General features: G+C 39.2%; 23 protein-coding genes. 11 read left to right on the top strand and 12 right to left on the bottom strand.

What is annotated here, in order from left to right; all coding sequences use genetic code 11:
* The first annotated feature begins 28 nt into the window (after positions 1–28).
* Positions 29–1,123 carry an alkene reductase gene (locus tag LVD16_RS24710; RefSeq protein WP_233770981.1) on the top strand — a complete coding sequence of 365 codons (1,095 nt, stop codon included), beginning with the start codon at positions 29–31 and terminating at the stop codon, positions 1,121–1,123.
* Between the two features lie 31 nt (positions 1,124–1,154).
* Here LVD16_RS24710 and LVD16_RS24705 read toward each other — a convergent pair whose 3' ends face one another.
* Positions 1,155–2,087, bottom strand: coding sequence for a lysylphosphatidylglycerol synthase transmembrane domain-containing protein (locus tag LVD16_RS24705; RefSeq protein WP_233770980.1), 933 nt, complete (start codon positions 2,085–2,087; stop codon positions 1,155–1,157).
* Complete coding sequence (locus LVD16_RS24700; protein ID WP_233770979.1) at positions 1,999–2,964, bottom strand: glycosyltransferase family 2 protein; 966 nt, start codon at positions 2,962–2,964, stop codon at positions 1,999–2,001. Before LVD16_RS24700 ends, LVD16_RS24705 begins: the two co-directional genes overlap by 89 nt.
* A gap of 158 nt (positions 2,965–3,122) precedes the next feature.
* Between LVD16_RS24700 and LVD16_RS24695 the strand changes: the two genes are divergently transcribed.
* Positions 3,123–4,691, top strand: a complete 1,569-nt coding sequence (locus LVD16_RS24695; protein WP_233770978.1) for an ArnT family glycosyltransferase — start codon at positions 3,123–3,125, stop codon at positions 4,689–4,691.
* Here the strand turns inward: LVD16_RS24695 and LVD16_RS24690 are convergent.
* Positions 4,681–5,367, bottom strand: a complete 687-nt coding sequence (locus LVD16_RS24690; RefSeq protein ID WP_233770977.1) for a phosphatase PAP2 family protein — start codon at positions 5,365–5,367, stop codon at positions 4,681–4,683. The two genes, LVD16_RS24695 and LVD16_RS24690, sit on opposite strands and share 11 nt — an antisense overlap.
* Before the next feature lie 363 nt (positions 5,368–5,730).
* Between LVD16_RS24690 and LVD16_RS24685 the strand changes: the two genes are divergently transcribed.
* Positions 5,731–7,890 carry a glutamine synthetase III family protein gene (locus LVD16_RS24685; RefSeq protein ID WP_233770976.1) on the top strand — a complete coding sequence of 720 codons (2,160 nt, stop codon included), beginning with the start codon at positions 5,731–5,733 and terminating at the stop codon, positions 7,888–7,890.
* Between the two features lie 92 nt (positions 7,891–7,982).
* Positions 7,983–8,567 (top strand): C40 family peptidase, encoded by a 585-nt coding sequence (locus tag LVD16_RS24680; RefSeq protein ID WP_233770975.1) that lies wholly within the window; start codon positions 7,983–7,985, stop codon positions 8,565–8,567.
* Here LVD16_RS24680 and LVD16_RS24675 read toward each other — a convergent pair.
* From LVD16_RS24675 to LVD16_RS24660, 4 genes are all read right to left on the bottom strand, one after another.
* Positions 8,564–10,216 carry a S41 family peptidase gene (locus LVD16_RS24675; RefSeq protein ID WP_233770974.1) on the bottom strand — a complete coding sequence of 551 codons (1,653 nt, stop codon included), beginning with the start codon at positions 10,214–10,216 and terminating at the stop codon, positions 8,564–8,566. The genes LVD16_RS24680 and LVD16_RS24675 overlap by 4 nt on opposite strands.
* 123 nt (positions 10,217–10,339) lie before the next feature.
* The gene (gene can, locus LVD16_RS24670) at positions 10,340–10,969 is read right to left on the bottom strand and encodes a carbonate dehydratase (RefSeq protein ID WP_233770973.1); all 630 of its coding nucleotides are present in this window, start codon (positions 10,967–10,969) and stop codon (positions 10,340–10,342) included.
* Complete coding sequence (locus LVD16_RS24665) at positions 10,945–12,507, bottom strand: SulP family inorganic anion transporter (protein ID WP_233770972.1); 1,563 nt, start codon at positions 12,505–12,507, stop codon at positions 10,945–10,947. The genes can and LVD16_RS24665 overlap by 25 nt, the downstream gene beginning before the upstream one ends.
* A 140-nt stretch (positions 12,508–12,647) precedes the next feature.
* Complete coding sequence (locus LVD16_RS24660) at positions 12,648–13,031, bottom strand: hypothetical protein (protein WP_233770971.1); 384 nt, start codon at positions 13,029–13,031, stop codon at positions 12,648–12,650.
* Between the two features lie 109 nt (positions 13,032–13,140).
* Here LVD16_RS24660 and LVD16_RS24655 point away from each other — a divergent pair, with 109 nt between their 5' ends.
* Entirely contained in the window at positions 13,141–13,794 is a 654-nt protein-coding gene (locus LVD16_RS24655) for a Crp/Fnr family transcriptional regulator (protein WP_233770970.1), read from the top strand.
* Between the two features lie 6 nt (positions 13,795–13,800).
* Here LVD16_RS24655 and LVD16_RS24650 read toward each other — a convergent pair whose 3' ends face one another.
* The 5 genes from LVD16_RS24650 to LVD16_RS24630 form a co-directional block, all read right to left on the bottom strand.
* On the bottom strand, positions 13,801–14,640 hold the full coding sequence (locus LVD16_RS24650) for a transglutaminase family protein (protein ID WP_233770969.1): 840 nt from the start codon (positions 14,638–14,640) through the stop codon (positions 13,801–13,803).
* A gap of 4 nt (positions 14,641–14,644) precedes the next feature.
* Entirely contained in the window at positions 14,645–15,391 is a 747-nt protein-coding gene (locus tag LVD16_RS24645; RefSeq protein WP_233770968.1) for a proteasome-type protease, read from the bottom strand.
* On the bottom strand, positions 15,391–16,371 hold the full coding sequence (locus LVD16_RS24640) for an alpha-E domain-containing protein (RefSeq protein ID WP_233770967.1): 981 nt from the start codon (positions 16,369–16,371) through the stop codon (positions 15,391–15,393). The genes LVD16_RS24645 and LVD16_RS24640 overlap by 1 nt, the downstream gene beginning before the upstream one ends.
* A gap of 4 nt (positions 16,372–16,375) precedes the next feature.
* Entirely contained in the window at positions 16,376–17,803 is a 1,428-nt protein-coding gene (locus LVD16_RS24635) for a circularly permuted type 2 ATP-grasp protein (RefSeq protein ID WP_233770966.1), read from the bottom strand.
* 67 nt (positions 17,804–17,870) lie between these two features.
* Positions 17,871–18,908 (bottom strand): alkaline phosphatase D family protein, encoded by a 1,038-nt coding sequence (locus LVD16_RS24630; protein WP_233770965.1) that lies wholly within the window; start codon positions 18,906–18,908, stop codon positions 17,871–17,873.
* A 340-nt stretch (positions 18,909–19,248) separates the two neighbouring features.
* Between LVD16_RS24630 and LVD16_RS24625 the strand changes: the two genes are divergently transcribed.
* The 6 genes from LVD16_RS24625 to LVD16_RS24600 all read left to right on the top strand — a co-directional run bounded on the left by LVD16_RS24625 (position 19,249) and on the right by LVD16_RS24600 (position 24,439).
* On the top strand, positions 19,249–20,637 hold the full coding sequence (locus LVD16_RS24625) for a cytochrome ubiquinol oxidase subunit I (RefSeq protein WP_233770964.1): 1,389 nt from the start codon (positions 19,249–19,251) through the stop codon (positions 20,635–20,637).
* A gap of 1 nt (position 20,638) precedes the next feature.
* Positions 20,639–21,715 carry a cytochrome d ubiquinol oxidase subunit II gene (gene cydB, locus LVD16_RS24620; protein ID WP_233770963.1) on the top strand — a complete coding sequence of 359 codons (1,077 nt, stop codon included), beginning with the start codon at positions 20,639–20,641 and terminating at the stop codon, positions 21,713–21,715.
* A 67-nt stretch (positions 21,716–21,782) separates the two neighbouring features.
* Positions 21,783–22,580 (top strand): sulfite exporter TauE/SafE family protein, encoded by a 798-nt coding sequence (locus LVD16_RS24615; protein ID WP_233770962.1) that lies wholly within the window; start codon positions 21,783–21,785, stop codon positions 22,578–22,580.
* 8 nt (positions 22,581–22,588) lie between these two features.
* Positions 22,589–23,155: a YeeE/YedE family protein gene (locus tag LVD16_RS24610; protein WP_233770961.1), complete on the top strand. Its 567-nt coding sequence runs from the start codon at positions 22,589–22,591 to the stop codon at positions 23,153–23,155.
* Positions 23,155–23,568: a DUF6691 family protein gene (locus tag LVD16_RS24605; RefSeq protein ID WP_233770960.1), complete on the top strand. Its 414-nt coding sequence runs from the start codon at positions 23,155–23,157 to the stop codon at positions 23,566–23,568. Before LVD16_RS24610 ends, LVD16_RS24605 begins: the two co-directional genes overlap by 1 nt.
* A 55-nt stretch (positions 23,569–23,623) precedes the next feature.
* A complete protein-coding gene (locus tag LVD16_RS24600) occupies positions 23,624–24,439 on the top strand; it encodes a glutaminyl-peptide cyclotransferase (protein ID WP_233770959.1) in 816 nt (271 codons plus the stop codon).
* The last annotated feature ends 2 nt before the right edge of the window (positions 24,440–24,441 follow it).

Genomic DNA, 24,441 nt, shown 5'->3' with positions numbered 1-24,441 from the left:
GATGTTTAAACAATAATAGAATAACAATATGAGTTTGAAATTATTCTCCGATTATAAATTAGGTAATATTACCTTAAAAAACAGAGTGGTGATGGCACCAATGACACGTTCCAGAGCTGTAAATAATAATGCGCCCAATGACTTAATGGTGAAATATTACCAACAAAGAGCAGGTGCTGGTTTAATTATTACCGAAGGAGTATCTCCATCTCCTAATGGATTGGGATACCCAAGAATTCCGGGTGCTTTCACCCAGGAGCAGTTCGATGGCTGGAAAAATATTGCTAAAGCTGTTCATTCTGAAGGTAGCGCTATTTTTATGCAGATCATGCATACGGGTAGGGTGGGGCATGACCTGAACTTACCAGAGCAGGCTGAGGTGTTAAGCCCTACGGATGTTACGTTATCAGGAGAGATGTATACTGATAAGGAAGGGCCGAAGTCGCACACTAAGCCTAAAAGAATGACTAAGGCTGATATAGATGAGGCTATTGAGGAATATGTGTCTACGGCTAAAAATATTGTAGCAGCAGGTTTTGATGGTGTGGAAATCCACGCGGCCAATGGCTATCTGATAGAGCAGTTTATTAATGCCAACGTGAATGATAGAGACGATGAGTATGGCGGCAGCATTGAAAACAGAAGCAGATTTTTGACAGAGGTTGCTCAAAAAATAGTAGCAGAAATTGGAGCGGATAAAGTAGGTGTGAGAATTTCTCCTTATGGAGTTTTCAATGATACGGGAAGCTTTGATGGTGTGGAGGAAACATTTGTATACATCGCTCAGAAAATGAGTGAGTTAGGATTGGCCTACATTCATGTGGTAGATCATTCTGCTATGGGAGCGCCAGAAGTGCCAGATTCAATTAAACAAAAAATTAGAAATGCTTTCGAAGGAACATATATTCTTAGTGGAGGCTATGATAAACAAAGAGCAGAACAGGATTTAGAGGATGGAAAAGGTGACTTAGTAGCCTTTGGAAGACCATTTATTTCTAATCCTGACTTGGTAGAAAGAATGGAGAAAGATGCGCCATTGGCAGATCCTGATCCTAATACTTTTTACACCGCAGATGAAAAAGGGTACACCGATTATCCCTTTTTAGAAGAGGCGAAAGCCTAAACAAAACAAAGTAGAATGGAGCCTGATAACCTCAGGCTTCATTTATTACTACCTCCGGCTGAGGCTTAGCTTTCATATTCACGAAAATGCCCATTAGTGAAGAAAGTGTAGTGATGAGGAAGAAAATCAGGGATAAAGCAATTGCCGTCTCCTCATCAAAAACTAAAAACTTAGCCGCATACACAAATACAATTTCCCTCATTCCGAGGCCTCCTAGTGTAATGGGGATGATGGTGGCTATGGCAGATAGCAAAAATATCATCAAATAAGTAAGGAAATAGGAATCAGCTCCCAGCGCTAGTAGAATGCAATACGCACAGACTATTTGTGTTCCCTGCATGAGAATAGCCAGGAAATTAACCTTTATATAAATCTGCTTAAAGGTCTTGAACAGGTACTTGTAAAAGATATAATAGGCTGGGTAGGCTATAATTACCGCGCCTATGAGAATGTAATTGAAATTAAACTCAAATGGCAGGTCTAAAATTACTGCCAGTATCATAGCCAGGAAAAATAAGGCTACTAACCCGCATAATCTATCTAGAAAAATGGCGGAAAAGATGGATCTGCCTTTTTTGTTAAACCGGTCCTTTAATAGAAAAACTTTGTAAGCATCTCCACCCACACCTCCGGGCAAAATAATGTTATAAAGCATGCCAAAATAAAACAATCTGATGTGGTACCAGTGAGAAGCATATATTTCTAGTTCCTCTAAAAGTGCTTTTAATCTAAATGCACTGATCCATTGAGACAGATTGAAAAGGAGAAAAGCTAAGAGGAGCCAATAAATGTTGCTGTGTAAAATTACAGATGTAGCTTCCTCAATGTTAATTTTGCTGAATGCTATGTAAATAGCTATGCCACTTACCAGCGCTTTAAATAGTAGTTTGAGGTATGGAGGTATTTTTACTTTCTCCGATAAATATGTCTTTAATGCTGTAAGTTTTTTTGTTCTGAGATTCATAGTAAATCCTCATCATTAGCTCAGCGATGAGGCCGAAAGTAATAAACTGGATGCCAGCTAGCAAAATTAATACACCCAAAATTAATAATGGCCTTCCCCAAATGTCTTTTCCAAGTAATTTCTCTACCAGTAAATAAAAATTAATTAGCCCTCCAACGGCCAAAGCAATAATGCCTAAAGGACCGAAAAGGTGGATCGGTCTTCTGAAGTATTTCTGATAAAATAGCATAAGGATAAGATCACTGATGACTTTAAAGGTTCTGCCTATGCCGTATTTGGATGTTCCATGTATTCTGGGGTGGTGCTTAACGGCCATTTCTGTGATTTTCGCGCCTTTCAATTTAGCCAAAATAGGAATGAACCTATGAAGCTCTCCGTAAAGATCCAGCTCTTTTGCCGCTTGCTTGGTGAATATTTTTAAGGTGCATCCATAGTCTCTGATATGTACGCCACTAAGTTTTCTTATCAGGGCGTTGGCTAACTTGCTGGGAATCTTGCGTAAAAGCATTCCATCTTGCCTGTTTTTGCGATAACCCGCCACTACATCCCATCCTTCTGCTTCTAGCTTTTCAAGCATAACAGGTATGTCGGTGGGGTCATTTTGAAGATCGCCATCCATGGTAATAATATAATCTCCACTGGCATAATCAATGCCGGCGGCTATGGCTGTAGTTTGCCCATAGTTCTTGTTGAATATCACCAGCTTAACATGTTCATCAGCATGTTTTCTAATATTTCTGACGGTGCCATCAGTAGAGCCGTCATCAACCAAAATAATCTCGTATTCATGGCCTGTTAAAGCCTTTGAAATGTTAGTCAATAATGGTTGAATATTATCTTCTTCATTTAGCAGAGTAACAACTACTGATAGTTTCATAACTAGCGAGGTTTACCTGCTAATTACGTGGGTTTGTAAGGCTTAGTGTCTGAAAAATGGTTATATAATTGTTAATAAATATTCATAATAACTTCATAAAAGGGAGGCTATTTTAAGTCATTATAACCATAATATTACACTGCACAATTTGTACTATCTTGAATACAAAATTTCTAATAATTGCAGCCCTGTCAATAGTGGTTTTTTATGCCAATATCTGGGGTAATTCCATCTATATTTTGGACGAAGCAAAAAATGCTACCTGTGCCAGAGAGATGCTGCACAGAGGCGATATTATAGTGCCAACTTTTAATGACGAGCTGCGTACTGATAAGCCTCCATTGCACTATTATTTTATGATGCTCTCCTATACACTGTTCGGTGGAGCGAATCCATTTTCAGCACGCTTTTTTTCTGCCCTTATGGGTGTGTTTACGGTTATGCTGGTCTTTATGATTGGAAAGCGAGAATTGGGTGAGCGTAGTGCTTTTTATGCATCCCTAGTTATGCTAGCTTCATTGCAGCTGCCGCTGCAGTTTCATTTGGCAGTGCCAGATCCATATTTGATCTTTCTGGTTACTGCGGCTACATTTTATCTCTATCGCTACAATAGGACCGAAAAATGGATACATTTTATTATCGGCTATGGTGCAGTAGGTTTGGGGGTGTTAGTGAAGGGGCCAGTGGCTATTGTTTTACCAGGGTTGTCAATTTTTGTGTATCTAATATTATCAAAGCAATTGAAATGGTCAGCTATTTGGCGAATGCGACCTTTGCTAGGGGCTTTGTTGATATTAATAATTGCTGTGCCGTGGTATTTTATGGTATATCAAGCTACGGATGGCCAATGGATCGAAGCTTTTTTCTTCAAGCATAACATTGGTAGGTATACGTCTACCATGGAAGGACACGGTGGTCTTCCTTTGCTGGCTATTCCTGTAGCATTATTGTCTCTTTTACCTTTTAGTACGTTTATTATTCAGGTTTTGAAAAATGCCTGGAAGAGCAGATATGCAAATCCTTTGATCAGCTTAGCTCTTGCGGCCGGTTGTAGCACAGTGCTGTTCTTTTCTTTTTCGCAAACTATACTGCCTAGCTACATTTCTCCAGCCTTGCCTTTTCTGTCGTTGCTTTTCGGCTACTATTTTGATCAGTTAGTGACTAATTACTCTGCTTCACTGAAAGGTGTGAAAAGTAGTGTTTTGGTATTTGCATTCATTGCCATATCACTTCCCGTTGCCGGCTACCTGGCTATGAAAAATGATCAGTCCATAGCAGATTTAAAGCTGTTGTCGCTTTGGCTTTTGGTGTTCAGTTTTGGTGCTGTTATCGCTATGATATTTGCTTTTAAAAAGGATTACAAACGGATGTTCATGTCATTGGTTATCTCCGGATTGCTATGGTTTCAGGCGTTTAACTATTTGATTTTTCCTAAGCTGGATGCAAAGAATCCTGTTTTAGCTAGTGAAGATATCTGGCAGCAAAAAGAGGTGTACTATTATGGTAGGATGAATGCTTCGTTTGTGTTCAATGCTCAAAAGATTATTCCACCGATCAATTCAACGGCTGACTTGCAGAGATTAAAACAAGGGCCTGAGTCCTTCATTATACTCACCAGAAAAGATCAGGCTACAGACCTTTTAACGGATCAGGATTTTCAACTCGTTTTTCAGCAGAAGGACCTTTTTGAAAACCACACTACTATGATCTTCGAATTTAAGAATTAGCGGTTTGCGGTTCATCAGCCTCCGTTTGTGATTTGGAGCCCGCAATCCTGATAAATATTCTGTATTCGGCCCAGCCTGGTAATTTTATGCGGTCTTGTAAAATATAACTGCCATAGGCGATTAAAGAGCCTAAGTAAGCGCCAAAGAATACATCCATGTAGAAGTGTTGTAGCAAATACATTCTTGAATAGGCTACCATTAAGGCAGCAAACAAGCTGATGTAACCTATAACTTTTTTATCGGTGATTAGAAAAACGAAGAAGGCAATGGCAAAGGCCGTGGTAGTATGACCGGAAGGGAATGACATGATGCCATGAACATCTACACCCGGAATAAAATGAAGCAGTTCATTTGGTAATACATTTTTCGGTCTTGGGGCGTGATGAAATAAGCCTCTTTTAAATATGTTAATGATTAAAGCATGTGCTATCCCTATGAGGCTCATGGTAATGGCATGCTTGAATTTTACAAAACAGAGAATTATAATCATTATAGGTACAGCCAGGCCATCACCCACTAACGTGACCCTTGAGAAGAGCCAGTCTTGAAAGGGAGTGTAATGATGAGTTATCCAAAGTACTATATCTCCTTTCTGAATAAATAGAAAGGGCGTGGACGTTATAAATAGTATTAGAATAACAATGATAAGTAGTGCTCTGCTTCTTCCTTGCATCATTTCAGTGTTTTGATGCCAAGGTAGTAAGCTAGTGCAACCCCATGATGATCTAATTAATATGCCTAAATGAAATAAAGAACGAGCTTGAACGTAATCATTAATGAAAATATAAAGGGTTAATCTTCAGGTAAGTATTGAATAATAAATTAATAACTCTGGAGTAATAAAAAGCTCAATTAAAATTAAAACGATTGCAGAAACTTAAATCTGCTTTGTTTTTACCTCATTTTTTATTTTTTGGTGCTTTTTATCTTTATTTTTGGAGAGAAACAGACCCTAAAACAAGAAAAGTGGTCAGTTTTGAAAAATTAAATTGAAATATTTAATAATTTTAGTAAATAATTAATAATCATATAAACCAATATGGCACATTTACGCTTTAAAGCATTAGAATTATCTAACAACCGTCCTAAAGTAGAGGTACAATCTCCTGGTAAGATTTCCGAGTTCTACGGCAAGGATGTTTTCGGATTAAAGCAGATGCAGGCATTGCTTTCTCCCGATATCTATAAAAAAGTTAAAAAGTCTATCCAGGAAGGTACTAAAATAGACCCTGATACTGCAGATGTTATTGCATCAGCGGCTCAGTCTTGGGCTCTTTCTAAAGGTGCTACCCATTATACCCACTGGTTCCAGCCTTTAACAGGTTCTACTGCAGAAAAGCACGATACCTTCTTTGACGCAGGTTCAGGTATTGAAAAATTTAAGGGTAGTGCATTAGTTCAGCAAGAGCCAGATGCATCATCTTTCCCTAACGGAGGTATTAGAAGTACTTTCGAAGCCCGTGGTTATACGGCTTGGGATCCTAGTTCTCCAATGTTCGTTTACAGTAATACGCTTTGTATTCCTACTGTATTCGTATCATACACAGGAGAAGCGCTGGATAACAAGGCTCCTCTTTTAAAAGCAGTGGAGGCAGTAGATAGAGCAGCTACCAAAGTGTGCCAAATGTTTGATAAAAAAGTTACTCGCGTAAAAGCATCATTAGGATGTGAGCAAGAGTACTTTGTGGTAGATAAAGCTCTTTATGCTAACCGTCCTGACTTAGTAATGGCAGGAAGAACCGTATTTGGTCATAACCCAGCTCGTGGTCAGCAGTTAGATGATCACTATTTCGGATCTATTGCTCCTCGTATTTATGATTTCATGCGCGATTTCGAAGTGGAGGCTCAGAGATTAGGAATTCCTGTAAGTACAAGACATAATGAAGTAGCGCCAAGTCAGTTTGAAGTGGCTCCACTTTTTGAAGATATTAACGTAGCTACAGATCATAACTTGCTACTTATGGATATCATGAATAAAGTTGCTGAGAGACACAGTCTTAAAGTTTTATTCCATGAGAAGCCATTTGCAGGTCTTAATGGTAGTGGTAAGCACAATAACTGGTCTTTAATCACTAACACTGGTACTAACCTTTTCCAGCCTAGCAACAGTGCTAGAGAGAATTTACTTTTCTTGGTGTTCTTTATCAACACTATTAAAGCGGTATATGAGCATGCAGATCTTTTAAGAGCTAGTATTGCTTCTGCAGGTAATGATCACAGATTAGGTGCTAATGAGGCTCCTCCTGCTATCATGTCTGTATTTATCGGTTCTCAGCTTACTTCTGTTCTTGATGAGCTAGAGAAGAAGGGTAACATTAAAGTAGAAAAAGGTGAGAACATGTATATGAAGTTAGGTATTGATAAAATACCAAGCATTATACTTGATAACACTGATAGAAACAGAACTTCTCCATTTGCCTTCACAGGTAATAAGTTCGAGTTCAGAGCGGTAGGTAGTAACGAAAACACAGGTTCGCCTATGGCAGTGCTTAACCTTATTGTGGCTGAGCAGCTTACTGAGTTCTATGAGAACGTTCAGAAGGAAATGAAAAAAGGTGCTGAAAAGAGAATGGCCATTGTGTCTACACTTAGAAAGTACATAAAAGATTCAAAATCAATCCGTTTCGAAGGAGATGGATACTCTGATGAGTGGGTTGAAGAAGCAGCGAAGAGAGGTTTATCTAACATTAAAGATACTCCAAGAGCGCTTGATGCTTACCTTACTGATAAGACAAGAAAAATGTTTGCTAAGCACAAAGTGCTTAACGATATAGAGCTTGAAGCAAGAAACGAAATCCGTTGGGAAAACTATATCATGAAGATTCAGATTGAATCTAGAGTGATGGGAGATTTGGTACTTAACCACATCATTCCTACTGCTATTGCTTACCAAAATAAATTATTGAAAAATGCTGAAGGCTTAAGTGCCCTGAAGATTGACAATAAAGAGGTGGTGAATATTATTGAGTCTGTTTCTGGATACATCGGTACACTAAGAAAAGAAGTGTATAACATGATCGAGGAAAGAAAGAGATTGAATAAAGTTGAGGATCTACGTGAGAGATCTATCGGATACTGTGATGATGTGAAAGGTAAATACTTTGACACTATCCGTTATGCTGTAGATAAGCTTGAAATGCTTGTAGATGATGAGGATTGGCCTCTAGTGAAGTACAGAGAAATGCTTTTCTTAAGATAATCATCTAATAAACAACAAATTTTTAAAAGCAGGCGGGAATTATTTCGCCTGCTTTTTGTTTATAGCCTTGGAATAAAAACTAATGACCTAATATGGAATTTCTTAAAAGGCTTCTTAAAGAGAAATTATTCTATGTAGTACTGGCTGTTATATTTCTAATTAATAGTGCCATGAAAATTAATAAATCGCAAAATTCAGATTTATTAAAGGCGTATTACGAACCAGAGATATCAGTGCTAGATACGCTTGAAGATGTGAAAGGTATGGTGGAGGCTTCTCTTAAAAATAAAAGAGATAGTATAGTAAACCTGGCCATGACGCTTCAAGGGGTGCCTTACAGGTATGCGGCCAAAGGACCAGGATCTTTTGACTGTTCAGGATTTACCTGCTATGTTTTCAAACAGTTCAATATACAACTACCGGCTTCTTCTATTCTCCAGTCAAAGCACGGAGAGAAAATTTCTACTGATGAAATTAGAAAGGGCGATCTGCTTGTTTTCAAAAGTCCAACTAAGGGAGTTAACCGAGTAGGACATGTAGGCATAGCTATTGAAAATACTGATGGTAAAATCAGCTTTATTCACAGTTCTACTGGTAGAGGCGTAGTTATCGACAGTTTATCTCACAGATATTATAACGCTCGTTATATGGGAGCTAGAAGAGTATTGGCAGATTAAGAACCTGCCAATATAGCTTTGTATTTCTCACTATCATTCAATAGTTCTACTGCAGCTTTGATGTCGCTATCATGATCAAAAGTGGATTCAATGGAACCGCTTTCTAAATAGTACCGGGATGTGATTTCTTCTTCAAGCAATGCTTTTAGCTGACTTTTATGATCCTTCAGGTCATTGGCCTTACTTTTCATAAGTGTATTTTTCAAGGCAGAAAGTTGATCTTCTATCTCGGGGTAATACTTTTCCTTGTGAGCATATTCAGTAAGTTCTGAAAGGGTCTCTTCTGCGCTGGTAGAGTAATCATAATCTTGATTATCAAGCCATGAAATAAAAGCATCGTATTCCTCATCAGTCAATGAAAAATTAGCAGCACTGGCTATTTCCGGATGCTTACTGTGGTATATGGTGGCATAATCAAATAGCAGCCCATCAGCATACAAAGCATAGGTAATAGGTGCCACGTCTTTATGATCCACATCAACATCTGGATCTATACCTCCGCCATCAAAAACAGACCTATGGTTCTTAGTGAAGAATTCTCTTTTTAATGAATCTGGAACTTTGCCAACACTGCCATCTGTATTTCTATGGCTGTAATCTAGCGCCTGGATACATCTGCCACTAGGAGTATAATATTTTGCGGTGGTAACTTTAAGTTGAGCATTATAGGAGAGGGGGCGAGTCTGTTGCACTAATCCTTTTCCAAATGATTTTTCGCCTATGATCACGCCACGGTCATAATCCTGGATAGTGCCAGCTACAATTTCAGAAGCAGAAGCGCTACCGCTGCTAATGAGCACGGCTAAAGGAATGTCAGTGTCTTCAGGTTGGCTCAGTGTTTTATAAGAAGCGTTATTTTCCGTGATTTTGCCTTTGGTACTCACTACTTCCATTCCCTTTGGAATAAAAACATTAGAGATATTTACAGCTTCCATAAGCAGACCACCAGGGTTGCCACGTAGGTCCAAAATGACTTTTTTTGCTCCTTTATCCTTTAGTTCTTTTAAGGCATCTCTAACCTCTTTGCCGGCGTGCATGGTGAACTGAGTTTGTTTAATGTAGCCTATGTCTTTACCTACCAGGCCGTAATACGGAACGTTCTTTATCGTAACTTTCTCTCTTTTTAGCTCTAAAGTAACTGGCGTATCCTGTCCATATCTATTTACTGTAAGTGAAACAGAAGTATTAGCCTGTCCTTTCATCAGCTCACCAATCTGTTCACTGTCCATTTGAGTTACATCAATGCCATCGACAGCTATGATCTGATCGCCTATTTGTAGCCCTTTTTTCTCTGCTGAAAAACCTTCTACGAGCATGATTACCATGATTTTTCCATCCATACGACCCGTAATGGCACCTATTCCAGCGTATTGCCCTGTGCTTTGGGTCCGGTAATCCTCTATTTCATTTTCAGGAATGTAATTGGTATAGGGATCCAGCGAAGCCAGCATGGCATCTATCCCTATTTTGATGGTTTCATTAGGGTTTACCTCATCTACATAATAGCCATTCACCTCCTTAAACAAGGACGAGAATATTTCCAGGTTTTTAGCTATTTCGAAGTATCGCTGACCTGGTGAGGTAAACGCGAAAAAGCTGATAATTGAACCAATTGCTAATGCCGTAATAATGAGTTTCTTCCCTTTCATATTCAATAAAGCCTGTTGCTTAAATGTAACGAATTATTGTTATAGAAGTGTTCCGTAAAGCTATAAAAAAGAAAAGAGGATGCTGTTGGGCATCCTCTTTCATATTCTTCCGATGTGGAGATTTTATTTGTATTGGTAGATGTTAGGTAAGTCTTGTGGACCGGTAATCGTAACACCTAATTCTTTAATTCTACCAGTGCTTAAACCATAAACCCAGGCGTGAACATGAAGTTCTCTTTGTTTCCATGCGTTTTGTACAATGGATGTTCTTGCCAGGTTGTAGGCTTGCTCAATAGCGTTAAGCTCTACCAAATGGTTGGTTTTTTCTTTTTCGTCAGTAATGTTATCCAGCTCAATCTGATACTTGTCATAAACATCTTTAATGTTTCTTAACCAGTTGTTTACAAGGCCTGCGTCATTGTTAGTCATGGCTGTTTGAACACCACCACAGCCATAGTGACCGCATACAATAATATGCTTAACCTTTAAAACCTCTACAGAATATTGAAGAACACTTAAAAAGTTCATGTCTGTGTGAACTACCAGGTTAGCCACATTTCTGTGAACGAAAATCTCTCCAGAATTAGTGCCGGTGATTTCGTTGGCGGGTACTCTACTGTCTGAGCATCCTATCCATAAAAATTCAGGAGACTGGCCTTGTGAGAGGGTCTTAAAAAATTCTGGATCAATGCCGGACTTCTCATCTGACCATTTTTTATTTCCTTCAATTAGCCTATTATATGTTTTTTCCATGTCTCGTTACCTTTTAGTTCTAAATTAATGTTTTTATGTTTCGCTGTTTCTTGAAAATTTTGAATTACCTCTTTTACATCATGGTCTATGATTCGGCTCTTGCTTACATCAATCACCACATCAGAGTTTTCTGGTATATCTCGTAAAGTAGCTAGCATGCTTCCCTTGTTTAGAAAAGTCATTTCTTCAGGCAAATCTATGATAATTTTTTTACCTCCATTTCCTATTTCACCTTTACTGTTAAACTCAAAAGATGATCTGAAGTTATCTCTTAGTATAAAGAAGATAGATGCTCCCATACCTATGCCTATTCCGATAAGTAAGTCGGTGAATAATATTGCTAAGATAGTGATAATGAATGGTATGAATTGATTCCATCCTAATTCATACATTCTCTTGAACAGTGATATTCTTGCAAGTTTATAGCCCACCACTAATAATATCGCGGCCAATGCAGCAAGCGGAATCATGTTTAGTATTTGAGGTATAAATATGACGGTTACGAAAAGTAATATACCATGAATAATGGCTGATAATTTGCTCTTGGCTCCACTGTCAATATTTGCAGAACTTCTTACAATTACTGATGTCATGGGAAGTCCGCCAATTAAACCAGCAACAATATTACCTATACCTTGGGCTCTTAACTCTCTGTTAGTAGAGGTGATTCTTTTGTAGGGATCTAGCTTGTCTGTGGCTTCTATACAAAGTAATGTTTCTAAACTCGCCACTACAGCTATGGTGGCTCCAGTTAAATAAACCTGCCAATTAGTAAGTATTGAAATATCCGGTAAAGTAAATAACCCAAGGAATTCATTGAAGTCTGTGGCTATCGGTAAATTTACCAGATGGTCGTTGTAAAGAGAAAGTTTAGATTCTGAGCCTATAAAAAGTTGATTCATTGCAACACCTACTACTACTGCTACTAAGCCTCCAGGAAGTATTTTGAATAAACTATTTTTCTTGAGCGCCGGCTGCTCCCATAGGATAAGTATAATCAAGCAAACTGCTGCAATGATTACAGCTCCAAGTTCGAATAACTCAAGAGCCTTGGTTAATTCTGAAAACGTATTTTCTCCATCGAACTGGAAGAAAGAAATATCGCCTTCATAGTCCGCGTCATATCCCACAGCATGAGGTATTTGTTTCAATATCAGGATTATACCTATGGCCGCTAACATTCCTTTAATTACTGACGATGGAAAAAAGTGGCTTACTATGCCTGCTTTTATAATGCCTAATGTGAGCTGCAGAATACCTGCGATGACTACAGCCATCAATAATGCTTGAAAAGAGCCTAAGGTATTTATTGCGGCCAGTATTATAGTAGTTAATCCCGCAGCAGGGCCGGATACACTCACATGAGATCCGCTTAAAGCTCCTACTACAATACCACCTATGATACCTGTAATAAGGCCTGAGAAAAGAGGTGCGCCTGAGGCCAGGGCTATACCTAAACACAGAGGTAGGGCTACTAAAAATACAACCAGACCTGAGGGTAAATCACTTTTTAAGGTTGAAAAGATATTATTCTTCATTTTTAAAGTTCTATTAATGAGATGATTGGCATGTCAAAGCACGCATGAATAAGCTCATCATTTATTGATGGCTTCATGATGTAAAAGTTCTTATGAGTCATTGAATTAAATAGCTTCAATGATTAATGCTGAGTACTGGCTTATGCCTCCGGGGGTGGAGTAGTTACTTCAAAAATGTGGTTTTCTATACTTAATGATTCCTCGTAATCTCCTTTTTTGTAAAGGATGCCATCTTCATATAACACAGGGGCTTTGGTTAGGAAAGAAGATTCATCGTAAAACTGTACTTTTTCTTCTTCTTCCTCAAAGCCCAGGGCTCCGCCAGGTAATTGAGTTTCAGGAATAGCATCTTTATCGTCAAGGATGACCTCAGCCACTAATTCCACTACAGATTCAATCTCGTTAAAATAGGCTACTGATAAGGTGGATTTACCCACAATATTGTCGCTCACATTTACACTGATATTGAGGATTTGTAGAGAAATGAGTAGTGCGAATATGCGAACAGCGATATGTCTGTTCATGTTCATACCCAAAACTTACACAATTTAGAGATCATAGTCTCACAAAAATGTTTAAAAAAATGAAAATCCCTTAATTTAGAGCTAGTAATTTTATGAAATGTTAGGACTTATGAAAGAAAAAGCATCATTGGAGATAGAGCAAATTCTTAGGGAATACTTTCCTGAATTATCTGAAGAAGCTTTGATAAAGCTGATTTCTGAAAATGGTCAGTTGTCTCAGGTGAAGGCCGGGGAGAAGATAATGGAGTATGGTCAGTCTATTAAAAGTATGCCGTTGCTTTATGATGGTGCTATAAAGATCATGAGAAGGAGTGTAGATGAGCACGAGCTTTTCCTTTATTATCTACAGGCAGGAGAGACCTGCGCCGTTTCATTAACTTGCTGTATGGCCAATGAGCAAAGTCAGATCAGAGCTGTAGCAGAGGAGGATTCCAATATGATTCTCATTCCTGTTCATTTTATGGATGAGTGGACAAGTAAATTCAAGAGCTGGAAGAATTTTGTTATGAATACTTATCGAACTCGTTTTGAGGAATTGTTAAATACTATAGATGGAATAGCCTTTCATAAAATGGACGAGCGTTTATGGACTTATCTTGTTGATAAATCATCAGCCCGAAATTCTCATCAGCTTGATATTACTCACCAGGAAATTGCCTTTGAGTTAAATAGCACCCGGGAGGTGATTTCCAGATTACTCAAACAGCTGGAAAGAAGCGGCCAGGTAAAGCTTGGAAGGAATAAAATTCAGGTTATAGTCTAAAATTCTCTACGCTTCGGTTATGGTAACTTTTGTATCTAATGATGATTTTACCTTTCCTCTGTACGTACCTTTTACCGGCATAGTCATTTCAGGTGTATAGCTGGTGGCTAAAGGAATATAGGTTTCGTTAGTAAATAATCCCAGGCTTGGGTCAAGACCTACCCAACCTGCACCAGGAAGCAAAACATCTACCCAGGCATGCAGTTCATGGCCATCTCCTAAGTCAGGATTGTAGGCATATCCACTCACAAACCTGGAAGCTAATCCCATAGATCTCAGCATGTTAATAAGCATTATAGCTAGGTCTCTACATGAACCCTTCTGTTCTTTGAAGCACTTTTCAATAGGCAAAATGTTCTGCTCCATCCTTATAGTATGATCCCATTTTTCACTTATTTCTTCTACAATGGAAGTCATAAAAGATATAGGGTCATAGTCTTTTGCTTCAGCAAATTGCAGTGCAAACTGATTGACCTCCTTTTCATCTTCAAATTGAAGGTATGGGCGAAGAAAATTCATTTCCCCATCATTATAAATTTGCTTCACACTTAAAGTGATAACAGGATCTAGTAGGAAATTAAATTGATTGTGTTCCTTAAGCTCTAAGGTAACAATGGTAGTTACATTAAAATGATCCGTTTTGTCATTTAGCCAGGTTTGGATGTAAGCGTTATTTTCAGCGTCTAATCTTTCAGAAATGCCAGTAGGATAAGGCTTCACCTTGACCTCAAAAGATTTAAGGTCAAGGTGGGGTCTGCTTTGTGGTTTAAGGTAGAAATAGTGTGGTTCCAGAAAAACCGCTTCTTCATAGTGGTAATCTGTGTGATGCTCAATATTTAAAAGCATATGGTTACATCATTTTAATAGTACGGTTATTTTCTGGCTTGAAGGCCGAATTCAGCACATCAGCAGATAAATCTGAGATGCCATTTTTGATGCGTGTATTCCATGCATCAGATAGCTGGCCCAGTTCCTTATCATCAAACCGATGTTCTATTATATCAAAGCTGTTATTTTTAAGAATGACCGTGTCTATTGGGAAATCCACATCATTGGCACTTATTCTGGTGGCATCAAATGACAAGAAAGCTACTCTGAGGGCAAACTTCATATCATCGTCGTAATGAAGTGCTCTTTTTAATATGGGATTGCCAAAGCCAGTGTTGCCAATAATTACGAAAGGAGTTCCTTCACCTATTTCTATCCAGTTTCCCTGAGGGTACAAAAGATAAAGCTTAGGTTCAGTGTCCTTTTCTAGCTGACCACCCACTATGGAGAAAAGGTTGAAAGACATGCCAGCCTGCTCCAGAGACTCTTTGTCTTCCGTGGCTACTCTTTTGATCTGGTCAGCGAATTTGTTTACTATCTTATAGAGTTTGTTAAAATTCTCGTCCTCTTCTTCTACAATCTCCTTGAAATATGTAATGGCCTTATCTCTTACAGACCTAAGCCCTGAGGTCATAATAAAGAAAGAATGCTTCTTTTTATTTACCGTAAAAATCTTTTTTGCGGTGGTAGTTTCTGTACCTGAAGTGATCCTGGTATCCGCCAGACCTACTATGCCTTCCCTTGTTTTTATTCCTAGACAGTATGTCATTATTCTTCTATAGTTTGTTGCTGTATGAAATTATCTTTTATTAAAAAGAAATTATCGTGCACAGAATTAGAAATGTCATTAATTTTTGCCTGAAGCTCATCGATATATTCGTGGAGGCCATCTTTGATGATCTCATTTACATCGGCATATTCTAGCCTGGACCTCAATTTACCCATTAATTTCTCGGTGCTGTTGCTGTATCCTTTGCCAGAATAACCTGAAATTTTGTATAAACATTCTTCAGCTTCAGTAAGACAAAAGAAAATAGATCTGGGGAAATATTTATCCAGCATGAGGAATTCTACTACGCCATTGGGTACTATTTTTCCATAGGCTCTTCTATAGGTGTTGAAGCCACTTACTGACTTCAATAGAGCCATCCAGTGAAGGTAGTCCAGTGGCGAGCCCACTTCTTCAGGAGATGGAAGTAGGATATGGTATTTTACATCTAAAACCCTCGAAGTTTTGTCAGCTCTTTCTAAATAATGTCCCAGCTTGTTAAAGTACCAGCCCTCTGTTCTGGCCACGCTGTTATCAGCGATACCGTAGAGCAGCTGGATGGAGTATTTTATATGAATGAAAAAACCTCTGGGATCATCCATTTTCCATATTTTGGCTTTATAACCTTGTTTGGCTTGCAGGTAAACCTCATTCAGTTTCTCCCATGTTTCCTTGGTAAGGTTTTCTCTAACCACCCTGGCATTTTCCCTGGCTCGGGTAATGCTGGAAAGTAAGGAGTTGGGGTTTTCTTCATCAAAGGCTAGAAAATAAATGGCATTTTTCCGATCAGACTGGGTGTATCTGTTTTTGTAATTTTCCAGATCGCCCGTTACTGCTATAAGAGGCTCCCACTGCTCATCCATACCTGGAGGCAGGTCTAGCATCAGGTTATAGTTTACATCAATAAAACGTGCATAATTCTCGGCTCTTTCCAAATACCTACCTAGCCAGTAGATGGAGTCTGCAACTCTGCTTAACATATTTTTAATCATATAACACCCAGGTATCTTTACTGCCCCCACCTTGTGACGAGTTTACCACAAGAGAGCCTTTTACCAATGCCACTCTGGTGAGTGCACCTGGTAAAACCTCTATTTTATCTCCGTAGAGAATGTATGGTCTTAGGTCAACATGACGAGGTTCTATATTTTCGTCAGAAATAGTTGGAACAGTAGATAGCGAGAGTGTGGGTTGTGCGATATAGTTTCGCGGATTATTTTTAATAAGATCTCTGAATCTTGCATGATCTTGCTTGGTGGACTTAGGACCTATGAGCATGCCGTAGCCGCCTGCTGCATTGGTTTCTTTCACTACCAGATCATGGATGTTATCCAGTACATACTGCCTGTGGTCTTGTTGCTCACACAAGTAAGTAGGTACATTTTCTAAAATAGGATCTTGATCCAGATAATATTTTATGATTTGAGGTACATATGAATACACAGCCTTGTCATCGGCCACGCCGGTGCCGGGTGCATTTGCCAGGGCAATATTCCCGGCCTTGTAGGCATCGAATAGTCCGGGTACTCCAAGCATAGAGGCAGGGTTAAAAGTAAGCGGATCCAGGAAGGTATCATCTACGCGGCGGTAGAGAACGTCTACTTGCTGTAGGTTCTTGGTGGTTTGCATATAAACCTTTTTGTCCTGCACTAGCAAGTCGGCTCCGGTTACTAGTTCTACTCCCATTTGCTGAGCCAGATATGAGTGCTCGAAATAAGCAGAGTTGTAAACTCCAGGTGTAAGTAATCCTACAGTCGGTCTCTCTTTGCCTGTGAGTGACTGTAGCATGTTTAATAACTTGATAGGGTAATCAGATACCGGCCTTACACCCAGTTTATTAAATAACTCCGGGAATGCTCTTTTCACAATTTCCCTACTCTCCAATAAATAGGAGACGCCAGAGGGACATCTAAGATTATCTTCTAAAACATAAAAGTTTCCTTTTTGGTCTCTTACCAAATCGGTTCCTGTAATATGGCACCAGATAGATTTAGGAGGGGTAAAGCCAACTAGTGGTTCAAGATAGTCTTTGCTGGAAAGAATGAGCTCTTTCGGAACAATTCCGTCTTTAAGAATCTTCCGATCATTATAAATGTCCTGGAGAAATAGGTTGAGGGCGCAGATACGTTGCTCCAAGCCTATTTCTAGTTTCTTCCATTCGCTGCCGCTTATAATTCTGGGCACGATGTCTAAATGAAGAATTTTCTCTAAGCCTTCCTGGTCATGGTATACATTAAAGGTCATACCCATGGCCATCTGGGCTTTGTCGGTAGAATGCTGAAGCCTATAAAGCTTCTTTTTAGGGATGTTTTCTAAGGCCGTTTTAAAAGCTACATAGTGGTCTCTGCATTCACCTTCCGTGGTGAACATTTCGTCATAATTTCCACCACTTTGATATGTACTGAAGAGCATGGTGAAATGGGTTAATGATTAATTTACAATAACCCATTATAACCATTATTTAACTCATTTCAAATATTTACAAAAGGAAAGAATGTCTTAAAAACGTACTATCTGCGTTTCCTTTAATTTCAATCGTTGTCTGAACTTTATTATCTTGGTATTTAAATTCCAACACACCATAGTTTTTCTTCACTATCTTGTTCTCAACCCTATATTTGTTGGCTTCAGGATTCTCTTTTGACCAGGTGTGAGTGAGGCCACTAGAGGTGATTTCGTATAGTGGATAAGGTAAATTCTCCAGTTCTATTTTCGATATTTCAGCCATATGCCTGTCACCGCTGATTAGTATGGCTCCTTTCGGTTGAGTAGCACTGATCAAATCGAAAAATCTTTTTCTGGCAGATGGGAAATTGGCCCATTTTTCATAAAGATGCTCCTCAGGTATAATCTGTATGCTGCTGATGATCAGGTTAATGTCGGCTTTACTTTCTTTGAGCTCTTTCTCTAGCCATGTCCATTGCTCTTCACCTAAAATATCACCCTCAGCATTGGCCAGATAGCGAGCAGCGGTTTGGGTGTCAATCTCCAGGGTATCTCTGAAATAGCGAGTATCCAATAAGATCACTTTTAGCTTCCCATCATTATAGGTATATGACTGATAGGCACCTTCATGGTTGTATACTTCATTATCCTTGGGCACATCGAGGAAATCTAGCAGCAATGCCTTACTCTCTTTTTTCTGCGGATACATCTTTCCACCATCATTAACTCCAAAGTCATGATCGTCATATATACCAATGGTAGGGGCGCTTTTTACCATGGCCTGATAATCAGGTCTGTTTTTTTGAAAGTCATATTCTTTCTTTAAAGTGTCCATACTATGGGTGTCGCAGTAGATGTTATCTCCGGTAAGAATTATCAGACCTGGATTTTGTTCTCTTATCTCATCCCACATCTGAAGCCTATCATGCTGATGTGTACATGAGCCAAAAGCAATTTTTGAGATGGTTATTTCTGGTGCTTTAGCTACTGTTTCTTCGTGTTTCTCTTCAGTCTTTTTTCCACAGCTAATAAGTAGAATTGTTGCTGCTAGATATAGTATGTTTTTCTTCATTTTTCCTGATTAAATAAATGCGTTTGCAAGTTAAAAAGCAGTTGGGTTTAGCTAAAAATTTGGCCAATTAAATTTATGTGAATTAAATCCTGAAAATAGAATGTGTTTCAAGAGTTGAGGTCTAAATTAGAGGCGTGTAATAAATTTCGAGTATAGTGGAGAAGCATAAAACCTTGTTTATCTATGTGTTAGCCATGATAGTTATATACTATGTCTTGGTTCGGTTGCCGCTATTGCCCGACACCATTGGGGCGGTACCCTCGAAAAAAATCATAAAAGGCATTATTGGGCTTCTATTTGGGATAGGAGCCCTTTTTATTTACCTCAAAAAGTCCAGATCATGAGTGTAGAAGACTTATCCAGACTGCAGTTTGCATTCACAGCCATGTTTCATTACATATTTCCACCTTTTAGTATAGGCCTGGGCTTGTTGCTGGTGGTGTTTGAATCTTTATACTACTTCACGAAAAAGAAAGTGTATGAAGTAATCACCAGGTTTTGGATTAAAATCTTTGCTGCTAACTTTTCAGTGGGGGTGGCCACTGGCATTGTTCTGGAGTTTGAGTTTGGAACTAACTGGGCTACTTATTCACGTTTTGTGGGTGATGTCTTTGGTTCGCCGTTGGCTGCCGAAGGTATTTTTGCCTTTTTCCTTGAGTCAGGATTTTTGGCAGTTTTACTTTTTGGTTGGAATAAGGTAAAGCCAGGTTTTCATCTTTTTGCCACCATGATGGTTGCCTTAGGCTCTATCATGTCTGGTTTTTGGATAATAGTGGCTAATTCTTGGCAGCAAACACCTGTGGCCTATGAGCTGGTACAGGATATGAATGGCTTTACAAGAGCCGTGATCACCGATTTCTGGCAGGTGATATTCAGTCCATCATCCATGTCGCGCTTTGCGCATTCTATTGTAGGCGCATTTATTCAAGGAGCCTTTTTGGTGCTTTCTGTTTCTGCCTATTTCTTATTGAAGAAAAAACATTTGGAGTTCGCTCAAAAGTCTTTCACCATAGCGCTAATAGTAGCGGCCTGCGCTTCTCTGTTACAACCATGGGTAGGGCATATCAGTGCGCATGTGGCCTATGAACATCAGCCGGCAAAAATGGCCGCTTTTGAAGGTTTGTATGAGACCCAAGAAAATGCCCCCATGTATCTGATGGGTTATGTAGATGAGGAAACAGAGACCACTCATGGGATAGCGGTGCCTGGAGCTTTGAGTTACCTGCTAAGCTGGGATTTTGATTATGAGGTGAAAGGGTTAGATCAGTTTGCAAAAGAAGATAGGCCGCCGGTAAACCATGTATTTCAGAGTTATCATATCATGATAGCACTTGGAATGTTTTTTATTGGGATAACCTTATTGGCACTATTCTTCAGGTGGAGGAAAAGCCTGTTCAACAAACGATGGCTTCTAAAGCTTTTTGTAGCTTCCGTAATCCTTCCGGTAATAGCCAATCAGGCTGGTTGGTATTCTGCGGAAAGAGGCAGGCAGCCCTGGTTAGTATATGGATTACTCAGAACGGAAGATGGAATTTCCAAAGCTGTCTCAGCCCCTGAAGTATGGACCTCTTTGATCCTTTTCGGACTTGTATACTTACTCTTGCTTTTTGTATGGCTTTATGTGCTAAATAAGGAGATAAAGCATGGTCCTGAGTCTCATGCTCAAATGGAGACAGATTATAGAGAAAGACATGAACAGTTTGATTCACTAAACGAAAGCCTTAAATAATATGGATTATCAGGTTCTATGGTTTATTATCGTTGGTTTCTTGCTAACCGGTTATGCTATTCTGGATGGCTTTGACCTTGGAGTAGGAGCATTGCATCTTTTTGCGAAAGGAGATCATGACAGAAGAATTTTGTTGAACTCCATTGGCCCTGTGTGGGATGGGAATGAGGTGTGGTTAGTAACAGCTGGAGGAGCTTTATTTGCGGCATTTCCGCATGTATATGCTACTGCATTTTCAGGGTTTTATTTGCCTTTTATGATTTTGCTGTTCGCACTTATTTTTAGGGCTGTTTCTATTGAGTTCAGGAGCAAAGAAGATATGAAAGGTTGGCGTAAATTCTGGGACGTGGCCTTTTCCATAGGGTCTATCTTTGCTGCCCTTTTATTCGGCGTAGCCATCGGAAATGTTATTATGGGCTTCAAAATTGGGAGTGACATGGAGTATCAGGGCTCTTTTCTTGATTTGATAAGTCCGTACACGGTGCTCACTGGCGTATTTAATCTTATTATGTTCAGTATGCATGGGGCCATCTATCTCAACTTAAAAACAGAAGGCCAATTGAAAGAAAGAGTGAAAAGATGGGCTTTCAGAGCGTACTATATTTTTGTGCCCTTCTATGCCATCACCACCTTCTTTACTATGCTAAAAAGGCCTGAAATGCTGGCAAATTTCTCTTTCGGGTTGATAGAACACATTGATGAGCCACATCCGCTAATTGCTCATAATCAAATAATTGTGTCTGTAATTGCGTGGATCGTGGTGGTATTAAACGCCTTGGCCATACTAAATATTCATAGATCTCTGGTTAAAAGTAAGCCTCTAAATGCCTTTGTATCTTCAGCGCTGATGATGATGGCGATTATCTTATTCTTTGCCTTAGGTTTATTTCCGAATATGATGGTTTCAAACCTTTCTCCAGAGTACAATCTGGATATCTATAATTCGGCCTCTTCTGATTATACTTTAAAGACCATGTTCATCCTTGCTTGTATTGGGTTACCCTTCGTATTGGGTTACACATCAATCATTTACTGGACTTATAGAGGAGTAACAAAGATTACTGATACCAGCTATTAAGGCTATGTGATTTTTGTTACTAAACTATAACTAACGGCCTACTACCTTTGAATTAGATTTGAATGATATGGAAATATTCTTAGGTTATTTATCAGCCGTTCTTATAGGCTTAAGCTTAGGTCTTACCGGGGGAGGAGGCTCAATCTTAACAGTGCCATTACTGGTGTACGTTATTGGCATTAACCCTATTTTGGCAACGGCCTATTCTTTATTTGTGGTTGGAGTTTCAGCGGGTGTAGGCGCTATTAATGCTATTAAAAAGGGCATGTTGGAGTTTAAGTCTGCATTCACCTTTGCTATCCCTTCCATGATATCGGTTTTTATAACCCGTAAGTTTATTGTTCCAGCTATTCCCAGTCAGATATTAGAAATAAACGGATTTGAGCTTACTAAAGAAGTCGCAGTGATGATATTATTTGCTGTACTTATGATATTAGCTGCCTTTTCTATGATCCGGGCTGGAGGAGATGGTTATCAACAAAAAGCCACTCACACTCACCCGTATATGTTGGTTGTAGTGGGGTTAGTGGTAGGTTTAATAGCCGGAATAGTAGGTGCAGGAGGCGGCTTTCTGATTATTCCTGCATTGGTGTTATTAGCGGGTATTCCCATGAAATCAGCCGTTGGCACTTCATTACTTATCATTTCAAGTCAGTCTTTAATAGGGTTTTTAGGTGATGTCACTGAAAGAGTCATTGATTGGGTCTTTCTGTTGGAGTTCTCCCTCATTGCTGTGGCGGGGATCTTCATAGGAATGGCCATTGCCAAAAAAATCTCTAATAAACATTTGAAAGCAATTTTTGGATGGTTTGTATTATGTATGGGGGTATACATTATACTGGCTGAAGTATTTTTTGAAATTTAATATTAAGAATGGTTGAATATTTAGTTAGTCCCTGGCCCTGGTATGTGGCCGGACCTTTGATTGCCGTTATCATGTATCTGATGTTTTATTCGGGCAAAACTTTTGGAGTTTCATCTACCTTCCGTTCCATGTGTAGTATTGGTGGAGCAGGACGATTTGCAGATTTTTTCAGGTTCGATTGGAAAGCGCAAAACTGGAATTTAGTATTTGTTCTGGGAGCGTTTCTGGGTGGTATAATAGCCGCAGTTTGGCTTAATAATCCTAATGCAATGGTGCTGGATGAAACTGTGGTTCAGGAGTTTAAAGCCATGGGTATCAGTAACCCAGGTGTTACGATGGAGCCTGCCGAAATTTTCGACTGGGATCAACTTCTTACTTTGAGAGGAATCATTTTTATGGTGTTTGGAGGATTTTTAGTTGGTTTTGGAGCTCGCTATGCTGGTGGATGTACTTCCGGACATGCTATCACTGGGCTGAGTAGCTTGCAATTACCTTCATTAATTGCTGTGATTGGCTTTTTTATCGGCGGCCTTATTAGTACTTATTTTCTAATCCCAATTTTCGTGTCTTTATAATGAAATACTTAAAGTTTTTAATTCTAGGAATCGCGTTTGGTCTAGTTCTCATAAAGGCTGAGGTAATCTCATGGTATAGAATATACGAAATGTTCAGGTTTCAGTCATTTCACATGTATGGCGTGATTGGTTCTGCTGTGGTTACGGGAATGATATTGTTGGCTTTAGCTAAAAAGTTGAAGTCAAAGGATATGTATGGCAACTTCATTCATGTGCCACCAAAAGATAAAGGCTGGAAGCGCTATTTGTTCGGTGGTATTTTCTTCGGATTAGGCTGGGCGCTAACAGGAGCATGTCCTGGACCTATGTATATTCTAATTGGTAAAGGTTTTACTGTATTCATAGTAGTAATGATATCTGCTGTTTTCGGCACCTTTTTCTATGGTTTAGTAAAAGATAAGCTGCCACACTAGTCTTTTTCAACCCACTGGCTTAATTTCAGGGCTTAATTTCAATGAGTTAAGCCCTATGAAGAGAATATTAGTTGCGTTGTGTGTGCTTGGTTTACTGTCTTGTGAAAATAAAAAAAGTGAGGAGAAGAAAACCCAGACTGTAGTCAATGCAGTGCCCACTTTAGAAACAGTATACTCAGGCTTCTATCCACATGATGTGAATGCCTTTACAGAAGGTCTTCAATATTATGATGGTCAGCTTTTTGAAAGCACCGGTTCGCCAAAATCTTTATCAAACACCAGATCTCTTTTTGGTGTGGTGAATATGCAAACCGGTGAAATTGATGTGAAGGTAGAGCTGGATAAGACTCAGTTTTTTGGAGAAGGCATATGTGTTTTAAATGACAAGCTTTATCAACTCACTTATAAATCAAGGGTTGGCTTTATCTATGATTTCAACACCTTTGAGGAGCTAGGCCGATTCCAAATTCCAGGTCAGGAAGGCTGGGGGCTTACTTCAGATAGCACCGACCTCTACATGAGTGATGGTACCAGCTATCTTAAAGTGCTTGATCCTGAATCTTTAAAGGTGAAGAAGACCATCGGAGTGATGCAAAACGGAGTGCCTAGAGATAGTCTCAACGAGCTAGAGTATATCAATGGCTTTGTTTATGCTAATATTTGGTTGTCTAATAAAATAGTAAAAATCGATCCTTCTAATGGCGAGGTAAAAGGTGTTCTCAAGTTCGATGCCTTCGCTCAGGAAGCTAGAGCCATTAACCCTAAAGCTCAGGAAATGAATGGCATAGCCTATAATCCTGAGACTAAGAAAATGCTTATAACAGGTAAGATGTGGCCAAAGATTTATGAAGTCACATTACTCGATAAGTAAAT

Source organism: Fulvivirga ligni, from assembly GCF_021389935.1.
Lineage (GTDB): Bacteria > Bacteroidota > Bacteroidia > Cytophagales > Cyclobacteriaceae > Fulvivirga > Fulvivirga ligni.
This window is presented reverse-complemented; position numbering and strand designations above follow the sequence as displayed.

Excerpts from the sequence above, each read along its gene's own strand:
- LVD16_RS24645 (WP_233770968.1), bottom strand. The coding sequence starts at position 15,391 with ATGACATACTGTCTAGGAATAAAAACAAGGGAAGGCATAGTAGGTCTG.
- LVD16_RS24655 (WP_233770970.1), top strand. The coding sequence starts at position 13,141 with ATGAAAGAAAAAGCATCATTGGAGATAGAGCAAATTCTTAGGGAATAC.
- LVD16_RS24635 (WP_233770966.1), bottom strand. The coding sequence starts at position 17,803 with ATGCTCTTCAGTACATATCAAAGTGGTGGAAATTATGACGAAATGTTC.
- LVD16_RS24650 (WP_233770969.1), bottom strand. The coding sequence starts at position 14,640 with ATGCTTTTAAATATTGAGCATCACACAGATTACCACTATGAAGAAGCG.
- LVD16_RS24705 (WP_233770980.1), bottom strand. The coding sequence starts at position 2,087 with ATGAATCTCAGAACAAAAAAACTTACAGCATTAAAGACATATTTATCG.
- LVD16_RS24680 (WP_233770975.1), top strand. The coding sequence starts at position 7,983 with ATGGAATTTCTTAAAAGGCTTCTTAAAGAGAAATTATTCTATGTAGTA.
- LVD16_RS24685 (WP_233770976.1), top strand. The coding sequence starts at position 5,731 with ATGGCACATTTACGCTTTAAAGCATTAGAATTATCTAACAACCGTCCT.
- LVD16_RS24640 (WP_233770967.1), bottom strand. The coding sequence starts at position 16,371 with ATGTTAAGCAGAGTTGCAGACTCCATCTACTGGCTAGGTAGGTATTTG.
- LVD16_RS24665 (WP_233770972.1), bottom strand. The coding sequence starts at position 12,507 with ATGAAGAATAATATCTTTTCAACCTTAAAAAGTGATTTACCCTCAGGT.
- LVD16_RS24630 (WP_233770965.1), bottom strand. The coding sequence starts at position 18,908 with ATGAAGAAAAACATACTATATCTAGCAGCAACAATTCTACTTATTAGC.
- LVD16_RS24625 (WP_233770964.1), top strand. The coding sequence starts at position 19,249 with ATGAGTGTAGAAGACTTATCCAGACTGCAGTTTGCATTCACAGCCATG.
- cydB (WP_233770963.1), top strand. The coding sequence starts at position 20,639 with ATGGATTATCAGGTTCTATGGTTTATTATCGTTGGTTTCTTGCTAACC.
- LVD16_RS24700 (WP_233770979.1), bottom strand. The coding sequence starts at position 2,964 with ATGAAACTATCAGTAGTTGTTACTCTGCTAAATGAAGAAGATAATATT.
- LVD16_RS24610 (WP_233770961.1), top strand. The coding sequence starts at position 22,589 with ATGGTTGAATATTTAGTTAGTCCCTGGCCCTGGTATGTGGCCGGACCT.
- LVD16_RS24600 (WP_233770959.1), top strand. The coding sequence starts at position 23,624 with ATGAAGAGAATATTAGTTGCGTTGTGTGTGCTTGGTTTACTGTCTTGT.
- LVD16_RS24690 (WP_233770977.1), bottom strand. The coding sequence starts at position 5,367 with ATGATGCAAGGAAGAAGCAGAGCACTACTTATCATTGTTATTCTAATA.
- LVD16_RS24660 (WP_233770971.1), bottom strand. The coding sequence starts at position 13,031 with ATGAACAGACATATCGCTGTTCGCATATTCGCACTACTCATTTCTCTA.
- LVD16_RS24710 (WP_233770981.1), top strand. The coding sequence starts at position 29 with ATGAGTTTGAAATTATTCTCCGATTATAAATTAGGTAATATTACCTTA.
- can (WP_233770973.1), bottom strand. The coding sequence starts at position 10,969 with ATGGAAAAAACATATAATAGGCTAATTGAAGGAAATAAAAAATGGTCA.
- LVD16_RS24615 (WP_233770962.1), top strand. The coding sequence starts at position 21,783 with ATGGAAATATTCTTAGGTTATTTATCAGCCGTTCTTATAGGCTTAAGC.
- LVD16_RS24675 (WP_233770974.1), bottom strand. The coding sequence starts at position 10,216 with ATGAAAGGGAAGAAACTCATTATTACGGCATTAGCAATTGGTTCAATT.
- LVD16_RS24605 (WP_233770960.1), top strand. The coding sequence starts at position 23,155 with ATGAAATACTTAAAGTTTTTAATTCTAGGAATCGCGTTTGGTCTAGTT.